This is a genomic window from Flavobacterium psychrolimnae, assembly GCF_003312425.1.
In the GTDB taxonomy this organism is placed as follows: Bacteria; Bacteroidota; Bacteroidia; order Flavobacteriales; family Flavobacteriaceae; genus Flavobacterium; species Flavobacterium psychrolimnae.
Window position 1 is genome coordinate 91,693 of record NZ_QNUX01000013.1, and the last position, 23,062, is coordinate 114,754.

19 protein-coding genes are annotated in these 23,062 nt (G+C 30.2%); 1 reads left to right on the forward strand and 18 read right to left on the reverse strand.

Features of this window, described 5'->3' with window-relative positions; genetic code table 11:
- Nucleotides 1–12 precede the first annotated feature (12 nt).
- From DR980_RS13535 to DR980_RS13550, 4 genes are all read right to left on the reverse strand, one after another.
- Nucleotides 13–1,173 (reverse strand): hypothetical protein, encoded by a 1,161-nt coding sequence (locus DR980_RS13535; RefSeq protein WP_146779244.1) that lies wholly within the window; start codon nucleotides 1,171–1,173, stop codon nucleotides 13–15.
- A 286-nt stretch (nucleotides 1,174–1,459) separates the two neighbouring features.
- A complete protein-coding gene (locus tag DR980_RS13540; protein ID WP_146779245.1) occupies nucleotides 1,460–2,095 on the reverse strand; it encodes a hypothetical protein in 636 nt (211 codons plus the stop codon).
- Nucleotides 2,096–3,223: 1,128 nt separating this feature from the next.
- Nucleotides 3,224–3,730: a hypothetical protein gene (locus DR980_RS13545; protein WP_113637077.1), complete on the reverse strand. Its 507-nt coding sequence runs from the start codon at nucleotides 3,728–3,730 to the stop codon at nucleotides 3,224–3,226.
- Nucleotides 3,731–4,111: 381 nt separating this feature from the next.
- Nucleotides 4,112–5,005: an alpha/beta hydrolase family protein gene (locus DR980_RS13550; RefSeq protein WP_113637033.1), complete on the reverse strand. Its 894-nt coding sequence runs from the start codon at nucleotides 5,003–5,005 to the stop codon at nucleotides 4,112–4,114.
- 1,448 nt (nucleotides 5,006–6,453) lie between these two features.
- Here DR980_RS13550 and DR980_RS13555 point away from each other — a divergent pair.
- The gene (locus tag DR980_RS13555; RefSeq protein WP_113637034.1) at nucleotides 6,454–7,635 is read left to right on the forward strand and encodes a cysteine desulfurase family protein; all 1,182 of its coding nucleotides are present in this window, start codon (nucleotides 6,454–6,456) and stop codon (nucleotides 7,633–7,635) included.
- A 2-nt stretch (nucleotides 7,636–7,637) separates the two neighbouring features.
- Here DR980_RS13555 and DR980_RS13560 read toward each other — a convergent pair whose 3' ends face one another.
- From DR980_RS13560 to DR980_RS13625, 14 genes are all read right to left on the reverse strand, one after another.
- The gene (locus DR980_RS13560; protein WP_113637037.1) at nucleotides 7,638–8,963 is read right to left on the reverse strand and encodes a hypothetical protein; all 1,326 of its coding nucleotides are present in this window, start codon (nucleotides 8,961–8,963) and stop codon (nucleotides 7,638–7,640) included.
- A gap of 25 nt (nucleotides 8,964–8,988) precedes the next feature.
- Nucleotides 8,989–9,261: a hypothetical protein gene (locus tag DR980_RS13565; RefSeq protein ID WP_113637039.1), complete on the reverse strand. Its 273-nt coding sequence runs from the start codon at nucleotides 9,259–9,261 to the stop codon at nucleotides 8,989–8,991.
- A 2-nt stretch (nucleotides 9,262–9,263) separates the two neighbouring features.
- Nucleotides 9,264–10,091 (reverse strand): restriction endonuclease, encoded by an 828-nt coding sequence (locus tag DR980_RS13570; RefSeq protein WP_113637041.1) that lies wholly within the window; start codon nucleotides 10,089–10,091, stop codon nucleotides 9,264–9,266.
- Between the two features lie 9 nt (nucleotides 10,092–10,100).
- Nucleotides 10,101–11,369 carry a DGQHR domain-containing protein gene (locus DR980_RS13575; RefSeq protein ID WP_113637043.1) on the reverse strand — a complete coding sequence of 423 codons (1,269 nt, stop codon included), beginning with the start codon at nucleotides 11,367–11,369 and terminating at the stop codon, nucleotides 10,101–10,103.
- 5 nt (nucleotides 11,370–11,374) lie between these two features.
- Nucleotides 11,375–11,962: a hypothetical protein gene (locus DR980_RS13580; protein WP_113637045.1), complete on the reverse strand. Its 588-nt coding sequence runs from the start codon at nucleotides 11,960–11,962 to the stop codon at nucleotides 11,375–11,377.
- 9 nt (nucleotides 11,963–11,971) lie between these two features.
- Nucleotides 11,972–13,534: a helicase HerA-like domain-containing protein gene (locus DR980_RS13585; protein WP_113637047.1), complete on the reverse strand. Its 1,563-nt coding sequence runs from the start codon at nucleotides 13,532–13,534 to the stop codon at nucleotides 11,972–11,974.
- Entirely contained in the window at nucleotides 13,524–15,620 is a 2,097-nt protein-coding gene (gene dndD / locus DR980_RS13590; RefSeq protein ID WP_113637049.1) for a DNA sulfur modification protein DndD, read from the reverse strand. Before dndD ends, DR980_RS13585 begins: the two co-directional genes overlap by 11 nt.
- Nucleotides 15,621–15,626: 6 nt before the next feature.
- A complete protein-coding gene (gene dndC / locus DR980_RS13595; RefSeq protein ID WP_113637051.1) occupies nucleotides 15,627–16,946 on the reverse strand; it encodes a DNA phosphorothioation system sulfurtransferase DndC in 1,320 nt (439 codons plus the stop codon).
- A 614-nt stretch (nucleotides 16,947–17,560) separates the two neighbouring features.
- Nucleotides 17,561–17,773: a hypothetical protein gene (locus DR980_RS13600; protein WP_146779246.1), complete on the reverse strand. Its 213-nt coding sequence runs from the start codon at nucleotides 17,771–17,773 to the stop codon at nucleotides 17,561–17,563.
- Nucleotides 17,774–18,397: 624 nt separating this feature from the next.
- Nucleotides 18,398–19,351, reverse strand: coding sequence for an HNH endonuclease (locus tag DR980_RS13605; RefSeq protein ID WP_113637056.1), 954 nt, complete (start codon nucleotides 19,349–19,351; stop codon nucleotides 18,398–18,400).
- Between the two features lie 156 nt (nucleotides 19,352–19,507).
- On the reverse strand, nucleotides 19,508–20,392 hold the full coding sequence (locus DR980_RS13610) for a DUF4145 domain-containing protein (RefSeq protein WP_113637059.1): 885 nt from the start codon (nucleotides 20,390–20,392) through the stop codon (nucleotides 19,508–19,510).
- Between the two features lie 232 nt (nucleotides 20,393–20,624).
- Nucleotides 20,625–21,263, reverse strand: a complete 639-nt coding sequence (locus tag DR980_RS13615) for a hypothetical protein (RefSeq protein WP_113637061.1) — start codon at nucleotides 21,261–21,263, stop codon at nucleotides 20,625–20,627.
- 306 nt (nucleotides 21,264–21,569) lie between these two features.
- Complete coding sequence (locus DR980_RS13620; RefSeq protein ID WP_113637063.1) at nucleotides 21,570–21,872, reverse strand: hypothetical protein; 303 nt, start codon at nucleotides 21,870–21,872, stop codon at nucleotides 21,570–21,572.
- A gap of 21 nt (nucleotides 21,873–21,893) precedes the next feature.
- Entirely contained in the window at nucleotides 21,894–22,802 is a 909-nt protein-coding gene (locus DR980_RS13625; protein ID WP_113637066.1) for a hypothetical protein, read from the reverse strand.
- Nucleotides 22,803–23,062: the final 260 nt, after the last annotated feature.

Here is a 23,062-nt window from a genome sequence, read left to right on the forward strand (position 1 = left end):
ACAATTTAAAAGTTACACTCGGGAATAATTTTTGATGTAAGCTATAATTAATCTCTCCACCTCGTTGTAACTCATTCCAAAGACTCTTTCTACGACTGATTGAAAATTATCTTTGTTGCAATTGTATAGTTCCCATATTCCTTTTTGACCGTGTTTTTCAAACACAAATTTACAAATTACCCCTCCAGTAACATATAAGATACTATTATCAAACTCATTTTTAAATTGAAACGTCATTATATCTTCAAAAGTAATTCTTTCTTTCTTTTGAAATGATTTAGATACACTTTGTAAAGCTTCCTCAAAAGTTTCATTTGCACTAGGACCGGCAAGCCAGGTAGCCAGCCCCTCATTTATAATCATAGGACAATAAAGGCGCGGATCTTTTTGATACGGGAACAACATGTGTACAAATTCATGCGGAAAATTTTCAGAACCGTAAGAGGTGAAAATTTCATTTAAAGGCGTCATGGTCTGCCCTCCCATGTATGACATCCAATACTCAAAATTATAAAGTCTACCCATCTCGTCAGAATTTGGTACTAAATAATAAGTAAATGGCTGTATTTTAATCTTAAATTGTTTTGCAATTTTTTCACAGAAAGCAATGGCTTTTTCCGCTTCTTTTTTATTAAAATTACAGTCTGGATGCACAATGTAATTTATAAATTTATGACGGTATTTTTTCCAGTTTCGAGTGTCATACGAAATTACATTTTCTAATTTAAATTCACCTTGTGAGTTTCTGACTGCATACAATTTTGTAATGCAATCCGGTGTAAATTTTTTATATTCCTGATCTGGATTGGCTACTGCAAAAATTGTTTTTATCTGGTATCTGTTTACTGCAATACTGTCTATCTGCAGTATTTTAGGAATGTAATATCCCAAGTATTGATTTGACTTGTAATAGTTGAACATTAGATTAGCTGCTCTATCAACTCTTAAAATCTTACTTTTTAAATAATGTTCCGTTTCCTCTTCTTTCCAATTTGGATTTTTGTAAATACTGTCGGGCCTTGAATTCAAATAATTTTTGTACAGTTGGTATACGGCTTTCACAGCAACTTTCGAAGTATCAACTCTAGCGGAAATATCAGGGTTAATAGTTTGAGCCTTGCTAGTAAAACTAATCATTCCCAATAATAAGTAACAGATAAATAAGTATTTCATGGTATTTTTTGGTCTTTTATCTTTGATAACGAAAGTGTATTATGTTTAACTATTTGAACTTTCGTTCCATATTTATTTAAAAGATGGAAATCTCCAATTGTACGTGTTGGGTTAACTGAGAGGTGGTCTTATTACAACTAAAAAACCTTGACAAACGTTGCCTTTGATTCCGTTAAGCATTGCTATCATCTCTTTACTTTATCAAAATTACTAGCCACAACAGTAATGCTGGAAACTATTGTTGATTTTCAAGCTTTAAAAGCAACTAATCGCGTATTCATAAAGCTTATTTATTTTCAACTAATAGATACACTAAAAAAAATTCAGAAATTTTATAGGTCTTATACCATTCTTTCACATCAATAGTACCTTTTGAAACTTCGCAATATCCTAAATCACCTTTTCCAGGATCATTATTTGGTGGTGTTATTAACCCAATCTGCGTCTCTTTACCAATCTGAAAATCAATTTTTCCGTCACCGCCAGTTACTTCACGAAGTAAAAATGTACCGTCATCAAAACTTTTGTTTATTTCAAAAATCTGCTTGTTAAAAAAATTTGAAAAGAAAAAGGCAATTTTCTCCTTATTCAAAATGTGCTGTGTAATAATAGAAAATTTAAATTCTTTTCCAATTTTGGGAAGTCCTTCCACTCTAGTATCAATCACAACTTTATCTTTTTCAATTTTCCCGTTCTTATACTTGCGTATTATAATCTTGAAGTTTTTATCCCTTAATTGTGTAGCATTTGAAAAACTAATATTTAATTTTTCAATTCCTTGAAAAGTCTCCATTACAAATTCTTTTGAACCAAATGCTGCATGATCATAAGCTGAAATCATTTTAATTTCATTGTCTTCAACAAACTGACTGTAGCAGGAAAAGGTCAGAAAGAACAAGGCTGTTTGTAGTATTCTCATCATTTTTTAATTTTTTAATGCGTAAGTGATGTTTTAAGTCACCCTATTATTGAAATTATTTTATTTTTTTACTTTAATCTCTTACTAGGTTAGTACTCCGTTTTTATCGTTTGTTTGTAAAAGACAGATTCTTTTATTGAAAACTAAAGTATTTTGTTTTTAACAGACAGTATTCTTTTCTAACCTATTCGTCGGAATTGCAAAGGATAAATCTTCATTTTGTATAAGGTAGCAACCCTAATTGGATAGGCTATTTTTTTACTTCTTGTTTTTAAAATTTGCTATTTGTTGCTCCCACAGTGTTGGTATAAAAGCGTTCAAACTTCCCATTTACCGTTAAGCAACGAGTAAATATATGGGATTTAAACTTACAATTAAAATTCTTTGTAAAAAATTGGTTAATGGCTCTTAAAAAAAAGGCAATTACTGAAATGCGTTAAAAACCGCTTTTAGAGCTACCAAATGACAAGCCAAACTTCTCCACATACTGTTTTACTAGATTTTCATCCACCAAGGTAAAAATCGATTGCAGCTTGTAGGCTAAAAAAATCAATCACTATTTTTCTCAACGCTAAGGGCAAAGTTTAATCATAATATACGCTGACGATAGGGACCTATTAGCCCGGTATTGATAATTTTCGAATAGGAAACCCATAATAAATCCAAAAGGTAAAGTCAAAAATTTAAAGTCTCTACCCATCAAAAACAATAGTCTAAATAAAAGTTAAAATACTTATTATCAATTTATTGTTGTTTTATTAGTTATATCTTTGAGTGTGGTTTTGATTGATCACTTGAGTAAAACCATCTGAGAAGAGAAGCTTATTCAAATAGTTATTTCATACTTAACGGCATGATTTGATAAATGGTGAATCAAAATCTACAATCGGAGGCCCTTTAAAAGGCCTCCTTTTTTTGCTATATCCTACTCGTCAGATTTAATTGCTGAGGTACTATAGATTTTTCGAGACTACAAAATAGAATTAGATAAATAATGTACGTTCTTCGGGTCTCTGCTATTATCAAAAAAAGCTGGCCTCCCCTATTTACTTCGCAGCTGCATAACTCCCCTGAACTATTTTTTTGCCTAAAGTTCAATGAAAGTAATACGTAAGTCACAAGTACTCACTTTTACTTGTCTTCGTCAACAATTAGTTTCAACGAATTGATGTAATCCGTATCAAATTCAATCACTCTAATTTTCTTGGGCTTGAAACTCATTTCACCGTCAAACTGTCCTTCTGTTCCTAAAAAATCGATGACAAGTTCTTCTTCATTTAGCTCTATGAGTTTACCTAAATAAACCGCTTTGTCAGACTTAGTCGCAATTTGAAAAATAGTATACTTACTGGCTAAAAAGTGGATGATGGAGGACAAATCCTGTAGCGGAATTATTTCTTCGGCACTTGTTTTTAACCCTTTCAATTTAATTACCCTTTCTGTGAATTCATGATCTTTGTCCTGAATAATGGCCTTCACATTTTTATTTTTCAAGATCGTGTAGCCATCAATTATAAAATCGACCGGATTATTTTTCAGTAAAATCCAATCTTCCGTCCAATCAATAAGAAAACCACTAAAATTTTCTTTTTTGTCTTCAAATTGTATTGTAATTAATTGACGTATGTATTTTTCCATTTTATATTTTTGTTTGAAGGGCATTCTACCTCTAGCTTAATTTCACTTCAATCATCAGGATAAAAGCCTTGAACGAACTTTATTTTAATAACTAGATAGTAAAGGTATGTACTTTGAACTATAATTCAAACTCTTTCGAATGCTTCCGATTACAGTTAGACAAGTACCTTACACCACTAACTGCCCAATTATAAAAGGCCATTTTTTGTAATTAGATGCGTTACAAACGCTCCGATTCAACAAACAAATTAATCAGCCCCTCGATACCATAAGCACCAAGAAAGTTGATATCACTAATAAAGTTTAATTGAAAATCTGCCATTAAATTTAGCGCTTCAACCCGCCTGCCCTAAAACTCATTTTGTAAGCAATGCTTTATTTTTATTTTTTAGAGTTCTTAATGCTCAAAGCTTTCTGTTTTATCCATTGTAATGAAATGTCCACAGGTTCTCTATCATTGTCAGAAGATGTATTGTGTCCTAATTTAGAAAACAATGTATATTCGAAAGGATTGCCTAGCGCTTTCAATGTATTTAATTGCTCGATGCACAACTTAACCGGAATTTGGATGTCTTTCTCACCAAAAAGCCAAAGTCCAGGAATCAAAAGAGTATTCAAGGAAATTTTAGGGTCAGTAGCTGTAAATTGATACCTATCCGGGTCATTTTTTATATGCTCACGAGCATCTGATTCTGAATGATTTTCCCAAAAAGTAGTATTCCCATTAGTATAAAATTGAAATCGAAGCTGTTCTAAGGTAGTAATGGTAGGGCAACTAAATAAAACCATAAATTCTATTTGCGGATTTTTGCTTGCAGCAATTGGAATTATCCATCCTGCTTGACTGAAGCCAACTAATCCAATTGGTGTTTTTTTATCTGTTAAATAGGTTCGAAATGTATTTACTGCTGCGCTTGCATCATCTGATAATAAATTAAGATTACCAGTGTCAATATTATTCGTACCAACTGATGGCCCTATGTACACACCAGCAGATTCTCCAACTCCACGTTTGTCATAAGTTAAAACAGCAATACCTTCCTTGGCTAGACGTTTAGCGAACTCCATTTCTCTTTTTACAGGATCTGACCCATGAACAATTACAGCAGCAGCAATTGGATTTTTAGGCATTAAAATTGAGCCTGCAAGAATGATTCCCTGGCTTTTAAACTTTACATCTTGAATAGTAAAATCAGTCGATTGCGAAAATACAGTTAGTGGTAAAGTTATTACTAATAACCAAAGATATAAGTTGGAAGAAAAGTTGGTTTTCATTTTTGATTAGTATAAAAAATTTATTTTGGACAGTCTTCAATAGCAATGTATACAACTTGAAAATAAGTTAGACAAAATCAGACCTTTCACTCTATTTTTGGGTCGATAGGTCAGACCACAATCATACTTTACATAAAATCAAATATATTGTTTTATTCTTACAAATCATCAGATGGATAATTATTAGTAGCAGGCCTCAGCAACAAAGAGTATAGTGTGCAATTCTGGAATTGAATACTTAAAAATCAGCAGCGCACCAATCCGTATCCCAAGCTCTCACAATCATTTATCTTTTTTTCTAAAAAGCAAATAGCAAGGTGTACAATTCGCGAATTGCACACCCTGCTCTATATTGTTACTTAACTAAAATGTAAAATTAGAATGTGAAATATCTTCAAAGCATAGTGCTATTCATTCGTGGATTACAAGATCACTATCGGGTAAAAATTCCATTTAGTTTTTTAGGGCATTTAATCCAAAAATGGTTGTAGTTCAGCTAAAAATCAATAGAAATTGTTCGTGTTAAAAGCAAAGTTTGCACTAGTGCATAAACGGTTATTGTATATTTCAGATTTTGTAATTGATTAGTGGTTTTCTGAACAGGAACTCAATTATTTTTTTAAGTATTCTCTTTTTCTTTTATTAGAAAACAATAAACTATAATTCCTCTAATACAGTGTGCAATTCTGGAATTGAATACTTAAAATCAGTATTATACCACTGTGCGTCACTAGTTCTCACTTCACTTATCTTTTTTTGTAAAAAGCAACGAGGACAGTGTTTAATTCGCGAATTGAATACTCCAAATTCACTCTTAAACCAGTTTAAATCCAAAGATCCCTCTATCCTTTATCTTTTTTTTAAAAGCAAATAGGACAGTGTGTAATTCGCGAATTACACACTGTCCTATTTACATATTCTTACCTAAAAAAAAAATGGGATTTAAAATCCACTTTTAACTATATGAACCATCCTAAAATAACGATACAAGTTATTAAATTAATCCTTTTATATAAGCCTTAGTCCTGAACATATTATACAACGGGTTTTTCATAGTTACATTTTCATTTTCGGGCAATTCTGGAAAAATATCCTTTTGAAGTTTTATAATATAGTTGAAAAACTAATCTACAATTTCAAACTGTTGATCCACAACTAAGATTATAGAATTTAATTTTATTTAAACTCCTTGAATAGACAATTTCTTTGCGTGATTAAAAACTTACTGTCTTTGTTTGGCTGCCGTAAATAGCAAAGCTATCGCTTTTTAATCTTTTTAAATCCTAATCCTAAGATAAGCTCGAAGAATAATTAGGTAGCCCAAAATAAGGCTCTCCTTAGTATTAGGCTTAATTATTTAATATTTTATTTTTGATTACTTTTAAACAGTATAAGTTTCTCCCTAAATAGATTAAATTTGTGTTCTCTATAAAATCTTCAAATACAATATGAAAACTGAAAAAAGATTAATCTACCTAGATAACAATTCAACTACACTGGTTGACCAAAGAGTTCTAGATACAATGATGCCATTTTTCACCACCAATTTTGCAAATGCAAACAGTACTCATCAATTTGGAGTTGGGGCTTACAATGCAGTCAAAGAGGCGCGAAAACAAGTAGCTGAATTAATTGGGGCTGAAACTAATGAAATTATTTTTACAAGTGGCGCAACCGAAGCCATAAATTTGGCTATAAAAGGAGTTGCTGAAAACTATTCAGATAAAGGGAAGCATATAATTACTGTAGTTACAGAACATAGCGCAGTTTTAGACACTTGCAAACATCTTGAAACAAAAGGTTATGAGGTAACTTATCTAAACGTTAAATCTGATGGCTTAATTGATTTAAACGAACTAAAAGATGCTTTAAGAGAAGATACAATTCTAGTTTCTGTAATGTTTGTAAATAATGAAACAGGAGTTATTCAACCAATAAAAGAAATATCAAATTTATCTCATTCTGTAGATGCTTTTTTTATGACTGATGCCACTCAAGCTGTTGGTAAAATTGGAGTAAATGTTGATGATTTAGAAATTGATTTACTTTGTTTTAGTGGTCACAAAATTTATGCTCCAAAAGGAGTTGGAGCACTTTATGTAAGACAACGCCAAAATAGAATAAAAATACCTGCATTATTTCATGGTGGTGGACATGAGAGAGGGCTAAGAAGTGGGACATTAAATGTACCCGGCATTGTAGCTCTAGGAAAAGCATGCGAATTATCATTAAAAGAAATGAAGCAAAATTCTGATCACATAAAAACATTAAGAGATTATATAGAGTTACAATTACTTGCTATACCTGATACTTTTGTAAATGGGAATACATCAAAGCGTTTATACAATGTTACTAATATTTGTTTTGTAGGAGCTGATAGTGAAGCTGTAATCATGGGACTAAGCAATTACGAAAACAACTTACCGTTAATTGCCGTCAGCAATGGAAGCGCGTGTACATCTGCTAGTATTAACCCTTCTCATGTCTTAATTGCTATGGGACTAGATGAAAACAAAGCATTCAATAGTATTCGTATTTCCTTAGGAAAATACAATACTAAAGACGAGTTAGACATTGTTGTTAAAAATATAAATGATGTAGTAGCAAATCTAAAAGCAATGGTATTTTAAAATTAAATTATCATTTTTTTAAAGGCCGCCACTATATGATCAATTTTATCTGCAACTTTTATAACATCATCTTCTTTTCTATCAATATCACAAAATTCTTTGTAGGGAATTAGTGCACACACTTCAAAACCCAATGACATAGTGAAATAAGTCCTGTCAGTATTTATTATAAAATCATTCCATCTGCATTTTTCTCTCCAGTTATATTCAGGTTTAAAATGTTCATCCATAAAAAACTCAAAATCTTGCCAAGAGTTAATGTTCCATTTTCCCGATTTATTATAAAAATTGTCTTTTGTATGAGTATTTATATTTAAATCTGTCAAACCATAATTTAATCCAGTCAAATATTTGTTGAAATGACATATTTTTATGTTGTATAAAATATCTAACTCATATATCTTTTCATCAATGCTTATTGTTGATTCATTCATCCAATCCATTGGCTTATTATAAATGTGATATCCTTGAGTTTTAGTATTTCCAGGCCAAATGTAAAATCCTATATAATCTTTAATCTCTTCTCTTTCATAATGATGAAAATAAGGGATGATTTCACTTGCCCAATTAAAAGGAACTGCAAGACCTAATCTGTCTGAATAATCTAATAATGAATATTCTTTACAATTAGACAGGGCTTGTTTCATTCTTTGCATTAAGTGATGATGCTCAGGACTTCCCCATTTTGTGGAAAACCTTAGTGAATTAAATGGTTTTGGCTGAAACCAATTTGGTCGTTTTATTTCGGCCAATTTTAAAAAGTCTCGCAAAAATGAAGAGCCAAATGAAGTAACTTTCTCTAAATTGTGAACTTTCTCCATCAAAGTTACTATTTTATGCCAGGTTATGCAGATAGGTTCAACATCAATACCTTCACTTTTTCTTTTAATAAAAGGGTGAACTTGATTAAACAGCTGTCTTTTACAATCTTCACCGTTCTTTTTCACTTCAATAATCAAAACGATATCTTTTATTGTAATAATGATATCTGTTATGTTTTTGCCTGAATATAATTTCTGTTCGAAAAAATCAGATAAGTCTATTCTTTTATTAGAAGTTAGTGCGACTGCATAGACTTTTTTATAACTTTCATTTCCTATTTGAGCTGTATCAATCTGAAGGTCAATATCGAAAAAAGAGCTATCTTTTGAATACGTCGAGAAAAGATAATTATAATCATCCTCAGAAATTATTGACTTTACAAACTCGTTAAAAAATATAGATGAATTCAACAATGTTAATGAAAAAGCACGACTTAAATTGTTTTCTAAAAATTCTAGAGAGGGACTTTCGTTGTAAAAATGGAATAAATTTAAGTGACGGTTCATTCTTTTGATAATAATTTTAAAGTAATTAATAATCCCAAAACAGGGGATTAAGTTCGGTTAAGATAAGGTTAAAATGTGACGTTTTAAAGGTATTTAATTCTAAAAAAGCTCTGTGAACATCTTTCAAATCCATTTTCCAAATTTTATTAGTAGTTAGTCTTTCGAAAATCATTTGAGTTTCATTCCACTTTTTTATTTCATATTCATGACCTCTTAAACTTTTAAATTTTAGTAATAATTTTGATTGTCTGAAAAAATCTTCAAATGAAATTTCAGGATTTGATTTAATATAATCCATAATTATTCCATTTCATTTAAAACATTATCTAAAGCGTTTATGTAAACTGGAATGTTTTCTGTCTCGACACCAAATTTCTTTTCGATCATTATATCAACTAAGGAATTACCATCGATAAGAATAATCGGAACAGCGCCAGGTTTTCTTGTTGCCCCTAAAGCTTCTTTAGTAAATTTTGATGTCGTGAAGATTATCCCTTGTTCAAACTCTCCTTGAATCGCTCCTCTAAATTTGTCAATTTCAACTCTACTTACTGAATTGTTCTTCCATCTTTTACATTGAAAAGCAACATTAAGATGCGTGATGCCTACTTTTAATTGTCCAAATCCATCAATACCACCATCTTTAACATAATTAGTTACAGTCATTTTTTTAAACCCATAAATGTCTAATAAATGTTTTGCAAATACTTCAAAAGAAACTGGTTCAATTTGTTTCAATTGATTTAAAATTTGTTGTTTAAAAGCCTCAGTATGTTTTGAATGTATATCTTTTAATTCTTTGACTTTTGATTTTAAGTTTTCAGTGTCTTTACGGACTATAATTTCAGCTTTCAAATCAATTTGTGATTGACCTGGTATGGATACATCTTTAATCCAGTAAGTTCCATCTTTTAAAGCTTGAAAATATTTTTCTTTTCTTGCTGTTGGGAAATCTATACCTATACAATGCTTTCTTATAATCGCTTTTACAATATCCTGAGGCCTCTCAGCATTAAATCTATATAGGTCGTTGAGAATTATGTAATCATATATATCTCTAACGGATAATGATTTCCCAACTCTTTTTAGAGTTTCAATGACGGCTTCATGGATGGTACGTTTCTTCATAATATTACACTACAACTGTATCTTTTCTTTTAGGTCTTGATAAAGAACATTGATTGATTTGCTTGTAAACGGATATCTCTTTTCTGTATCATTATCCTCCCAATTTATATCCTTCGCTTTTTCTAGGTAAGTTATATAGGTGTCTTTTTTATCTCTCAATTCTTCAGGAATATTTTTTAGAATATCGGCTAATAGTTTCATTAATGCTTGATATCCTACATTCGTTTGCAATACATTCGTTTCAGTAGTACTCTCTAAATTCCAGTATGACACTCCTTCTGTATTTAAAAAAATTTCCTTTACTGCTGAAAAAAACGTGTACATAATCCTAACAATCATTTTGTCATTATTCGATGAATAATAATTTCTAAAAATTAAATTATAAGGATTTAAAGTAAGTTCTTTTCTTTCTTTAGTTCTTTCAATTTCAGATTCTCTTTGATTCCTACATATATTGAATAAAATTGACTTAACCATAGTTGCTTGAGAAAGCGGTATGTTTTCTCCTCTTTTGTAATTGCCTCCAACAAGTTTTATTCTATTAAAAAAAGGTGATTTTTCCAGGCCATTAAGCGCTAAAACAACTTCTAGTGATGTTTTCTGAGGTGTGTCATCATTAGTTAAACCAAATAAGCTAAAAACAAGATTTTCAGGTACTTTAGTTTGAGTTTTATTAATTGTAGAAAAAATCATGGCTTGATACTCTAAAATTGGATCAATAAAAAAAGTTACTACAAGTTCAAGATTGAGTAATCTTTCAAGTGTTTTTTTATGAATTTCTATATTTTCTAATTCCTTAGGGTCCTCAATTGAATCAAAGGTTCTTTCTAATGCTCGCTCTATGCCTTTAATTCTATGTTGCCCATCTATTATTGTGAGATATACATCTCCATTATCTTTTTGAAGTTCTTCTTTAACAATCTTGTTTAAAGTTATACTTTCATTTCCTTCTGTATCTAATTCTTTAAGATCTATGACTTCCTGAGGAATTGCGACTACAATATTAGTTGGAAACATCGAAGCTCGATCATAAATTAAAAAGTCAGCAATTCTCTCTACTTTAGCATTATTTGTTTTTCTTTGGATTTGTGGATTATATTCTGGCATTATTTGAGATTGCCCTTCAAATGTTTCATCATTACTAGTAGTTTCCTTAAAACCAACTATTAATCGTTCTGTATATTTTGTAAAATTTAAAACTTGGCTTATCTTAAAAACTCCAAGAAGGAATTCTTGGTTATTTTGAGTAACTTTTCTGGTTTTAATTATATTCTCCATTTCTACTATAGATCAGATAATGCGTTCTGTAATCCTTCAACTTTGTCTACCATGTTTACCCCAAAGTCTTTAATATTCTTGGTTTGAAGAATAAACATTTTGTATCCAATAGAACTTGAAAAGAAAAACACATAAATTGAAAGTATCAATAAAATGAAATTCATTAAGCATGATAAATTATTTGAAATTACAGATAATGTTTGTAAGATATACAATGAGGCGCTTAAGAAAAGAAAAAACAAAGCAACAGACATTACCCTTCTTCTAACAACATGATATTCAGGAAAACTTTCAAGTTGCTCTAACAGATATGGCATTCCTGATGTTAAAACACCGAAAGAGATAATAGGTAATGAACCATTGTTTAAGAATGAAAAATATTTTTCTGTCTCATATAAGTTCGTAATTATATTTAATACTAAAACAAGTAAAAAAGTTACTAATGGAAGAAAGACCGTGATTAATTTCCAAGTAACGAACTCGTTTAAAAGATCTTTGTTTTTATTGTCGTGTAAGATTTTTTTTAAATCTTCTTTGTTCTTTTCTTCAAAAAAGAAAACCCATTCCGTAATTTTATAACCTGTATTTCTCATTTTTTCAAATTAAGCCTTAAACAATTCACCAACCTTAAATTCTTTAAGATTAGAAACTAATTGATATTTTTGAATTTTTTCCATACTGGTTTTCAGCTTTGTTGCTTCTTTTTCACCAATACCCATGAACTTTTGCATCATTTTTAAGTTTGTTTTATCTTTAATATCAAACAAAAATGCCGTTTCGCACATACTGCTAAAATCAAAAGAGGGTTGATTAAATTCTTCTATTCCCTGAGACAATAATATTACTGAAACACCCTTAGAACGAATTTCTCGAAGTATTTTCTCTAATAAATCTTGTGATTTTTTTTCTTTGAATATTGTATGAGCTTCATCAATTAATAATACATAACGCATTCCTTGATAATCACCTTCAATTGGTGCATTATCCATATTCATAAATGTATTATAAATATAGTTAATTATTAAAAATACCGATGTAAAGCGAACGCTCTTAGGTAAATCCCCTGACAGACTTAAATAGTAATTACTATTCAAAAAATTATTTTTAAGATCAACAGTCGTTTCAAATAAATCCAGTTCACTTAAGCTTTCTAAAATCTCTCTTAAAGTGCTAGCTTTATCTCCTTCGTACTCTAATACTTTTTCATAAATCTGCTTGAACGAAGGATATTGTCCGCCTTTCATTCCAGCAAAAACATCTTTAGTAGCGTCTTTTAAAGTTTGTTGTTGATTTTTACCAATATTACTATAACTGGTAATGATATCTACAAACTTATTGATACCCATAATTTTGTTTTTCTCATTGATATTATCAATAAAAGAAAGTGGATTTACAGGAAATGGCTTATAAGGGGCTTTGATTAATTCACAACTTGTAGCATTAAAAAACTCACTATTTTTCTTTTCATCTTCTTCAGTAATCCCTTTAAAATCTAAAAAGATAAAATTTACTTGACCTTTACTTTCCTTAACAACTTGTTTTAAGATACTATTAGCAAAGAAAGTTTTTCCGGTTCCTGAATTCCCAGCAACAGCAATATGTGCATTATTGTGAATTGAAGTATCATTAAGTTTAAAATAAATATCTTCATTTTCAAATGATTTACCTACCAATAATTTGATGCTTTCAGCAAAGTAGTTTTTATTAACTATTCTATTTTTTCTTGTATGTTCATCATAGATTATTGGATCATTAGAAACTTCATTTTCTTCAAGTTTCTCAATACCAGTTTCAATATTTTCTAGAAGAAAGTCAAGACCAGAATAATTCTTATTTTCCTCAAATATTTTATTCATTATGGTTAAACCATGGTCTATGTGCATTTTTATATATTTACCTATGTCTTTATCTGTTTTGTAAAGACCATAATGCTGGCAAATCAGTGCAATATAATAATCACGATATTTTCCAAATAAAATATCATCTTTATACTCTTTACCTTTACTATCAAGCAAATCTTTTTCTAAGTCAAGTTTAATATTTTTTGATAATGAGAATGAAAATGCAATTCTTGAAACGACATTTTCGGCTCCTAAATTTAAACGTCTTGTTAATTCTTGGACAATAGGTTTGTTTGCCTCCGATGTTCTAATATTAATCAGCATTGTTATACATTTTGTTGTATGTTGAAATAAAATCTTTTGGTTCTAGTGGCAAGAATTCGCTTTTATCCTCGTGAATATTGTTAATCAAGAATGTTTTAGCAATGTTATTTGACAAAATATTATATTCTCTTTCTGTTAACTCTTTATTAATTAAAGGAAAAATTACAACTTGATCTGAAATATTTGGATAGAAATATTTGACAATATTTTCAGCATGTTGTTCGTCAAACTTTTGCATTGGCGAATCAATAAACACTGGAAATTGAATATCGCTTCCTTCTACCAAAGCACGAAGTAAGGCAGTAGCATACATCTGCTGTTCTCCTTTACTTAATGATTCTTTTTTGATTTCTTCCCCGCGAACATTTTTCAAAATTATATCAATAGTTTCTCCTATAATTTCGACTTCTACTTTCTTCACAAAACCTTTTTTATGAAGCAATGTTTCCAATCCTTCAAGGATTTGTTCTTCTAAAGACTCTTTCTTTTTAATCTTAAATTTTTCAATAAAGTCCCTAAGATTCCCAATGTTTCTAGTTATAATTTCGTCTTTAACTTTATTTTTTTCAGAAACATGAAGCTTTTTAGAAAGTTCTTCTATACGCTTCCCTTTTTGAGTTTTTTCATTTATAAACTCTCCAATTTCTCGATTTAAAGAATCTATTGTTTCATCAATTCTAATAATTTCTTTATCTAAATCTTCTTTTTGTTTTCTAAACTCAGCAATCATTGGACTTTCTTGATTGGTCTCAGCATCTCTAATTTTCTTTCTTATAGAGTTGAGTTCATTTCTTGCTAAATTATATTCAGAAGTAATTCGCTTAAACGATTCTTTAAATGAGTATCTAATGTTATTAAACAAAGCTAGAAGTTCATTTTGCTCAGAATCAGAAAATTCTTGAAGCATCTTAAAATCTTCTGGTAATTCTGGGGCATCTGAAAAGAAATGTTTCCGAATTAATTTTTCAAATGTTTCAGCAAAATGCTTTTCAATCTGATAGTCAATTACCAAATCTGAAGGTTTTGGCTCTTTAATTAAATCCGTTAATATTTTATTGGTTACACCTTTTACATTTTCGTCTTTAAATTTTGCAGCTTTAAAATTAGCTTCATTTTCAAGTTGATTGCTAACTTCTAAAAATTTCTCACCTGCAATAGCAAATGGAATAATATCATAAGAATCTTTCAACTCATTTTGAAGATCTGACAGTTTTTTCGTTAAATCTTCTTCTTGTGTTCTTATTATTTGAAGTTCTTCAACAGTTATTAAACTACCTGATTTAATAAGTTTTTCCTGAATATCTCTAGACCCTTTGTTTTTTTCACTTCTCTTTTCTCTTAAATCTTGAATTAATGATTCATTGTCTTTAATCTTATCATCACAATTGTCAAATTCAGCCTCTAATAGTCTTAGCTGACTTTTTTCAGAAGCGCTAGCAGAATCCTGTCTTATTTTTAATTGTAAACCTTCGAGTTCACCTTTTATATCTTCATATTTTTTTATCCCTAAAACTTCTGAATAAGCTTTGCTTAATCTTCTTTTTTGTTCAGGAGTATTTACCTCTGCAAGGCTCACTATTTTTTCGGCATCAAAGAAGAAAAATTTAGCAATTTCGATCGGCATAATAAATTCACGAATGAATATTTCTTGTCCAACTTCTTTCGCTAATTCACTTGGATGTCCATCAATTAAAACTTCTACTTCCTCAGATGTACTTGTTTTCGCATTATAACTTCTTTTAATAACTATTTCTTTGCAAGGTACTTCTGGAATATTAAGATTATGAAATGTAATAGATACATGAAAGTTATAATCTCCTTCGGATTTTGATAGTCTATTTAATGAGTTTGCAATATATTTACTATAACCACCTTGATCGTCAATTTCTTTTTTGTAAATATCATCTACATCTTGCATTTGTCTTCCATACAAACACCAAACAAGAGACATTAAAAATGTTGTTTTCCCAAAACCATTTCTACCACTAACAACAAAAATATTTTTATCTTCCTGGTTTGAAAAATCAATGTAATTAGAATTTTTGTAAATTCTAAAATTATATAATTCTATTTCTTTAATTGTCATCTGTAATTATTTGCTTTTTTTAGCTGCATCAATATATTGGTCAAGACGATTTTCAATATCAGCTTGTAATCCTCTTTTCCTAATCATTAAGGTTTTTGTTTTTTGAAGAGCCAAAAGATCATGGATTAATTCGACATCATTAGTATTGTCTTTACAAGACTGCTTTAACAAGTCAGATTCTTGCTTGAATTTTTCTTCTTGCTTACTCATATCGATTTTAGTTTTATATATGGAGTTATAAATATCCGAAACTTTTGTTTTAAAATAACAATCTCTAAACCAATAATATTGAATCATAACTAACTCTTGATGCGTTATTAATTCTATACCTTCTTCACGTTGAATGTCTCTTTGCGCTCTTAAAATTCGAGTTAAAATTTTCACTCTAGTATCAAAAGTATAAGGTCCCCATAAATTTTCTGTTATAGTTTTGTTTCTTCTCTCTTTTTGTCTGTATTTTTCTGGATTATCCCTTGTAACTACTAAAAAATTCCTTATGTCCATCAATGGAGTCATCCACTCTTCACCATTCTCAATTAACCCTTCCATACTCTTATCTTTACTAACAACAGTGCATGTCCAGCAGCCAAATCGGCTGTTCCCACAGCTAGGTGTTGTTTCATCTATTACTAAAGGGCAATCGCCAGCATTAGCATTTCTGTAAAGAGTAATTAACTCTTTATTCGTACCTCCCCACGGCGGTGAGACTTGATTCAAGTATTGCCAAAGTTCATTCGTTGTTACGTCTTTTATTGGAGCAAATACATACGAATTAGGCAATTGATGTTTTCTTAAACGTTGCCCTTTTATCTCGTGTTTTTTTATTGATGCGGCTCTATTGGCACTTTCAGCACTTCTAGTTCCTAAAAGAATTATAGCTTCCCCATTTTCATTGATTTTTTCAGTTATAAATTTAGTAGTTGGATTAATTTTCAACCGTTCGGTACACCATCTATAAAATTTATTTGGCGCTGGATAACCTAAGCCAATAAGTTTAACCCAAAAACTTTCCTCTAATTGCGGAGTAGTCTGATGGACCGTTATTGGTAGCTCATATTGTATTGCAGCTTCTTGTATTTTATCTAAAGTGGCATTTATGAATTTTACTATTCTGGGATTTTCTACTAACGTATCATTACACACTACATAAATCCTTCTCGTCTGTCTTAAGATAGGATCTATTTTTAAAAGTGATCGCCAGACAACTTGTAACAACATTGTACTATCTTTTCCGCCACTGAATCCTATAATCCAAGGTCTTTTAGAATCATCAAACAAAAATTGATCAATTATTTCATTCTCTAAATGATTTAAGTCTAACGACATATTTATTCTCTATTGATTGGATATTTCTATTTTGTATAAAAAATGTATACCGAACAAATTAACGAAATTTATAGAGTTTTTTAGTGTATAATTTTAGATTATTATAAAAAATTAAAATTAAACACAGTAAAAACAAAAAAATAATTAAAAACATTATTCGGGACACATAGAACCCAGACAGTTAATCAAATTGTTATTCATTCGAATATTTAAATTAAAGGAAATAGGATTAATTAGAGTTGCTTCAATTACTTTGTCAGTGAAAATATTTTATTTTTTAAATAGCCATTCTTTTTTTGTCTAGTTAATTCATTGCTAACTAACAAAATTATTATGATCCTTTATAAAATCCCAACTCGATTGCGCTATTTATCTTGCTCGCAAATAAAAGTTTTTTAAGTTGATATAGCAATACCCACTTTTAGTGATATTTGATATGATATGCAAAACAAAAAAAGTCACCTCATCAGTATTTTTTCCTAAGTATTACTGTTCTGGTCCTCAAAGCCCGAAGCTTAAAAACAGCACTTCTAAAACTACCCCTAGTTTTGTTCAAGACGCTTTCATTGTTCGTGCTAAGCACGCAACAAAACCCTAGCTATTAACGGTAGTAACTATTTATCATCAACAGTTGAAAGGATTCCAATACCTTTAATAAGACCTTCCATTTCTGACGCAGTAGATACACTATTCGAATTTCGCTCCTCGCTTTTGTCATAAGTTTCAAATATTTTATTAGCTCTTTCATAAGAATCAGGAAAATCATTCTTATTCTGTTCTAAAAAGCTTAATGCTGCTAAAGTGAAACCTTCAGATGTAAATTCCATTGATTTTTGTTCAATTAATAAATGAGCTGATTTTGAAACTCTTTCGATTTTATTAATTTTAGAATTTTGATAAACTATCCAAGCAGATAAAATCACGAAAATTATTGTAAAAACTAGTTTTATCTAAGCTTTACTTTTCCATTCAACATGAAAAAAGAAGCCGATTATTCCGATTAATGCACTTACTAATCCTAATCTTATTATCGTATCCATAAGTTTTTTTGTTTTTACCTCTAAATTCAGTTCGTCTAAAAACCTTCAAACTAACTTTATTTTAGACGTAAATATATGCGATTTGAACTACAATTGAAATTCTTTTGAGAAAAAGTGATTTGTTGCCTATTAAAAGAAATTGAACCGTAAAAAGCGTTAAATCTCACTGTTAGAAAACATAAACAATACTTTATGACAGTACTATTTTACTAGATTTTGATCATTAAATTAAAAATCTATTGCAGATTGTAGGGTAAAAAATCCTCACTGTGATGGGCACAGTTTAGAAAACTGCGCTAACCATTGGGGATATCTGCGAGGTCGGGGTTAAACTAAAATACGAATTAAAACGGTAATTCCACTAAATTTGCAAATGGATAGAGACGTGTGTTAGCGACAGTGTTTTTATGTTTACTCAATTTTTTCGTAACTAAATTTTATCAATTCATCTTCCTCAACTTGTTTATAATATTTCATATCATATTTTATGATTGGTAATTCAGATGGTTTAATATTAATTTTTTCTTTGCCTTTGAAATCTAAATTATGTAAAAAAGCTGGGTAAATTTCATTTACTAAATTATATTTTTCTGGATTCATGTTTTCTGTTTCATAACAAAATGGTATAAATAATTGAAAAACTAAAACTCCTGAACAAACTACCAAACAAAGTTTTGGTTCATAAATATTATTAGTTATTTCTAATTTTCTTTTATATAAAGTTGCAAATGGTTTTTCATAGTGTTTATTTGTAAATCTTGTCCTAAACAAATTTAATGGAATGTCATAGATAATCTCCTCGTAATTATCTTTTTGAGCTAACCACTCTATAGTTTTTGTATATTCTTTTAATTCATTAGTTGGACATAATGAAAGACCAATTTTCACTAAACTTTTATAAACATTTATTGGTATAAACTTTTTCTTTTTTAAGTTAATACTTATTTGTTTGTTCAGGAAATCATGATGGAGATCCGAAAGATTGTCATGAAAATTTATATTTGGATTTCCATTAATGTATTTAATTGTTGTAGATTTTTCATTTATATCTTTTCGACTTTGAAAATTAGGGATTTTGTTTTTAGTTTTTTGTCCAATTAATGTTTGATATGGACTAATATAATTTGCCAAATCTGTCTCGTATTCACCGAATAATTTATTGCAATTATCACATTCATCGTTGCTTGTATAATTGTTTTTGCCTAAAAGCTCTGGAATAACGTGAGGTATATTTTTAAAAGTATTTTCTTTTGAAGTTTTTCGACAGAATTTACAAATCTTATCAATTGCAATATTAAACTTTCCTTTGAAGTTTTCTGTAGAACTTATTATTTCATATTTATCAAAAAAGGTTGTTTTATGCATCTTTTTTTTTAATATTGTCGCGAACGTTTTCTTGTTATAAGAGCTTTAGTACTAAAGTAGCATTATTTTTCGCTTTAGCCAAATCATCTCAAATACAAAACCAACTTTCTATTAAGCCAATTGCCCAAATCCGTTGCAGTAGCCGTTGGTAGCAGTTTATATTATTTTAAAATGTTGAACTTTAATAGGTGAATTTCCAAATGTATCTATTTTGCCAATAGACAACTTTTTGTAATTTCCATTGCCAATTTCTTCTTTTAGTTTTTCTTCAAAATCGGAAATGTTTCCATTTAAGCGTCTTATGCTTTTCTCCAAAAATTTAGCAAGTGGAAGTTCGTTTCCTTTTTCAAGTTTTTTTATTTTAGAATTCAGTAATACTTCAAACTCATCAAATTGACCTATTATTGTTTCTAGCTTATTTTGTAATTTATAATCAATTATGTATAAATTGTTCAACAGATGTTCCACAATTGACAATACAAGTAATAGTTTTTCTTCGCTCGGAACGCTCATTTCATGAACAGAATCATTCCCTAAAAATCTAATCGAGTGCATTCTTTGTGCTTCTTTTTCAGTAATAAATTTCTGTCTGACCAAGTTGTCAATTTTCTTTGCTAAGTCTTTACCAGTAATATTGTTTTCTATGCACACGGCCTCTATTACTGCTCTAAAAGCTACTCCTGTTAAAAGTAAACAATTTGCATTAAATGCGTTTATTGCTTCATTATAAACAGTTCTTATCTTTTCTGGCAGAACAAATGAATATTCTAATGAGTTTTTTACCCGTTCTTTTTTCGGATACGTTGTTATTGTTATGTCTGGTTCCCAATCTCCAATGTCATTCGGATAAGCGTTTTCAAAATCTACAAATTCATCTCTAAATGATATTCTTCCGCAACCATCACATTCGAGAATCATATATTTGATCAAGTAATGATAATCGTCGCTATTTCTATTTATATCCTTCTCTGATAAAACAGAATGTTTGTTTTCATTGTCGCAATTAGCACAATAGCTATTGATTTTTTTTTTATCACTCATTTGTGTAATTTAATTTAGAAGTCTCGACAAATTTCTAACGGTTTGGTGCTCGGCGAAGAAGCGGATTTCAAAGCATTAAACTGTCGGCTAGCACTGAACTTGATACGAAGCACAAAACTTCATTTAAGCACTGAACCCGCTTTTTTGCCAAACGCCTGTTAGTTGCTGTTCCTCTGTCAGGTCTAGAATTGTCAGTATTTATTTGAACTGTCATTCTTCAGTTAAAGTTATTTTAAAGGTCAAAAAGTTTAATCAAATTTTCTCGGCTGTAATTATTTTCAATTCCTTGTTTTGTTATTAAATATTCAGTAATCTCTTCTTTATTTAAATGGTCGTATGTTTCCTGGATACCTTTAATAATTGTCTTTAAATAATTTTCATTTGGTCTTGTTACTGTTGTTAAGTTTTCTTGGTTCGTAAAAGTAAATATTGGATAGTCATATTGAGTCTCAATACAAATTAGATTGCCATACCAGGAACCTTCATTAAAAACCAATGAACCGTCAATTATAGCCTTGTCAAAGTTGATTGTTAGTTCTCCATTATTGTCAGTTTCTTGTTTAACAATGTCAATAAATTGTTCTTTTGTAATTAAATACATTTTTGCAAGTGTCTGATGTTTTGGGTCGAAACTAGTCTTGATGAAACCAACACCACCCTTGTTCCAAGACTTCGTCTTCTTTGCGAAATACAGTTCACTATTTATATAAATTTCTACTTTATCAATTGGCAACGATTTATCTGAGCAACCGCCATAATTTTTTGCTGAACCTTTTGGTTGTCCACCTTTAATATAACAGAGAAATCGTTCTTCAAGAATGTTTGAACCATAGCTTGCATACCAAATATATTTTACTTTTTCACCTGTCATTTGTCCATTCGTTTGTTGCAATTAAGTTTTTAATCGGGTCGTCACTAGCATTGCCACTAACGTCAGTCTGTGAAAAAACTAAAATCAACCTCTTGAGAATCGCATATTTGAGATTTTTCTTTGGTAGCCCTCCGAATACTTTCTAAATTTGAAGAGGTTTTTTCACAGCCTGACGTTCCTTCGCTTGGCGAGGTTGCGAACTTCGTAACCGAGTTCTTTCGGCTAAGATAAAATTTCTTGCGGAACGTAAAATTGAATTTACCACAAAATTCGCAATCTTGCCAAACGGCTTTTACCTGCTGCCATTTACTTTTTTCTTTTGTTTGCCTTTTGTTCTGCAGCTTTCTGTTGTTTCACCCTTGCAAAGTCGGCTTTAATTTTTGCTTTCAGAATTCTCTCTCCTTCTGTAATTGCATTGTCTTCTGTGGCAAATAAAATGTCTGCAAGTGATTTGCCTTGACTCATATCCGATGGCGTTCCATCTTTAGCAGGGAACCAATGTGCCAAAAAACCTGATTCGTTTGTTGTTCGATTATGTCCAGGAACAGCACCTACAAAAAATGCGTTTGCTTGTCCGTTAATTGTTATTACTACTTGTTTTGATTTCATTACTATTTAGATATTTCGTTGTTAAGGTAATCGTAAAGTATGGTCTGTCAACTTTTCATAAATATAACTTAAAGTATCATTTTCTACAAGTTTTGACAATGCGAGGTCAACAACTTTTCCTTTAACTAGTTGTCCCCAATTCTTCTTGTTCAAAGTTGTATATAGTTCTTTTAGTTCTTGGATTTCGTCAAATATTATTTCTTGACCATAACCAAGTTTTGTTAGTTTCTCAATTATTTCATCAACTCTTTCATTAATTTCTTCTTGACTTTTGTTAATGTCGTTGTAATTCTCTTTGTGAGCTTTTCTCTTCTCTTCAACATATAACTTACCTCTTAAAGTTAGTTGTCCTGCCGAGTCTCGCATATGCATAGCAGAAACATAACCATTATCTTCAAGCATTTTTAATAACTCTCTGTCTTCTCCGTGTCTTTTTTGAGTTACTCCGTTGCCTTCTAGTATGGTTGAAATAGAATGATAACTGTTGTCATAAAGGTCATAAAGTTTATCAAGAATTAGTTCTAAAGTTTGTTCTGTGGTATATAAATTTCTGTCTATAAGTTCAACAATTTCTGGTTTTATTATTGCGTCCGAAATAGATAAAATTCGTTTGAAGTAAACCAACATATTGATTTTTTCTTTTAAGTCTTGAAATGTTTCTGTTTTAATTTGACGATAATCTTTTTTCTGGTTTCCTATATGAAATCGTTCTTGTCTAGCATTATGAAAAGAAATTGCAAATTCATTTTTGTCAAATGATGATTTCAGAAATTCAAAACAGCTTTCTTTCCAAGTTTTAATTTCAGTTTTTGTCTTTTCAAATTCTTGCTCTGTTTGGATTGAATTTTCAAATTCCAATAAAACCTTTCCCTCACTTACAAAAGTATCAAGTTGATTTAAAAAGTTGTCCCATTTTATTGTTAGTTTCATATTGTTTAATTTTTGCAATGTCGTTATTTATGGTTGCAGGTAACGTTTGGCCGCTTGGCGATGTGGCGGATTAAGGAAGCCTAAACTTTCGGTTAATGACTAATTTTCCAAGTACAAAACCAACTTCAAATTAAGCCTAAACCCGCCATATTGCCAAACGGCGGTTGAACTAAACCTTCGGTAGCACCATTGTTGATTTTGATTATCTTACGAAGATAACTAAAATAGAATATTATGACTACAAAAAAAAGCATCCTGAT

Coding starts and splice junctions, on each gene's coding strand:
- DR980_RS13535 (WP_146779244.1), bottom strand. CDS start 1,173: ATGAAATACTTATTTATCTGTTACTTATTATTGGGAATGATTAGTTTT.
- DR980_RS13540 (WP_146779245.1), bottom strand. CDS start 2,095: ATGATGAGAATACTACAAACAGCCTTGTTCTTTCTGACCTTTTCCTGC.
- DR980_RS13545 (WP_113637077.1), bottom strand. CDS start 3,730: ATGGAAAAATACATACGTCAATTAATTACAATACAATTTGAAGACAAA.
- DR980_RS13550 (WP_113637033.1), bottom strand. CDS start 5,005: ATGAAAACCAACTTTTCTTCCAACTTATATCTTTGGTTATTAGTAATA.
- DR980_RS13555 (WP_113637034.1), top strand. CDS start 6,454: ATGAAAACTGAAAAAAGATTAATCTACCTAGATAACAATTCAACTACA.
- DR980_RS13560 (WP_113637037.1), bottom strand. CDS start 8,963: ATGAACCGTCACTTAAATTTATTCCATTTTTACAACGAAAGTCCCTCT.
- DR980_RS13565 (WP_113637039.1), bottom strand. CDS start 9,261: ATGGATTATATTAAATCAAATCCTGAAATTTCATTTGAAGATTTTTTC.
- DR980_RS13570 (WP_113637041.1), bottom strand. CDS start 10,091: ATGAAGAAACGTACCATCCATGAAGCCGTCATTGAAACTCTAAAAAGA.
- DR980_RS13575 (WP_113637043.1), bottom strand. CDS start 11,369: ATGGAGAATATAATTAAAACCAGAAAAGTTACTCAAAATAACCAAGAA.
- DR980_RS13580 (WP_113637045.1), bottom strand. CDS start 11,962: ATGAGAAATACAGGTTATAAAATTACGGAATGGGTTTTCTTTTTTGAA.
- DR980_RS13585 (WP_113637047.1), bottom strand. CDS start 13,534: ATGCTGATTAATATTAGAACATCGGAGGCAAACAAACCTATTGTCCAA.
- dndD (WP_113637049.1), bottom strand. CDS start 15,620: ATGACAATTAAAGAAATAGAATTATATAATTTTAGAATTTACAAAAAT.
- dndC (WP_113637051.1), bottom strand. CDS start 16,946: ATGTCGTTAGACTTAAATCATTTAGAGAATGAAATAATTGATCAATTT.
- DR980_RS13600 (WP_146779246.1), bottom strand. CDS start 17,773: ATGGAATTTACATCTGAAGGTTTCACTTTAGCAGCATTAAGCTTTTTA.
- DR980_RS13605 (WP_113637056.1), bottom strand. CDS start 19,351: ATGCATAAAACAACCTTTTTTGATAAATATGAAATAATAAGTTCTACA.
- DR980_RS13610 (WP_113637059.1), bottom strand. CDS start 20,392: ATGAGTGATAAAAAAAAAATCAATAGCTATTGTGCTAATTGCGACAAT.
- DR980_RS13615 (WP_113637061.1), bottom strand. CDS start 21,263: ATGACAGGTGAAAAAGTAAAATATATTTGGTATGCAAGCTATGGTTCA.
- DR980_RS13620 (WP_113637063.1), bottom strand. CDS start 21,872: ATGAAATCAAAACAAGTAGTAATAACAATTAACGGACAAGCAAACGCA.
- DR980_RS13625 (WP_113637066.1), bottom strand. CDS start 22,802: ATGAAACTAACAATAAAATGGGACAACTTTTTAAATCAACTTGATACT.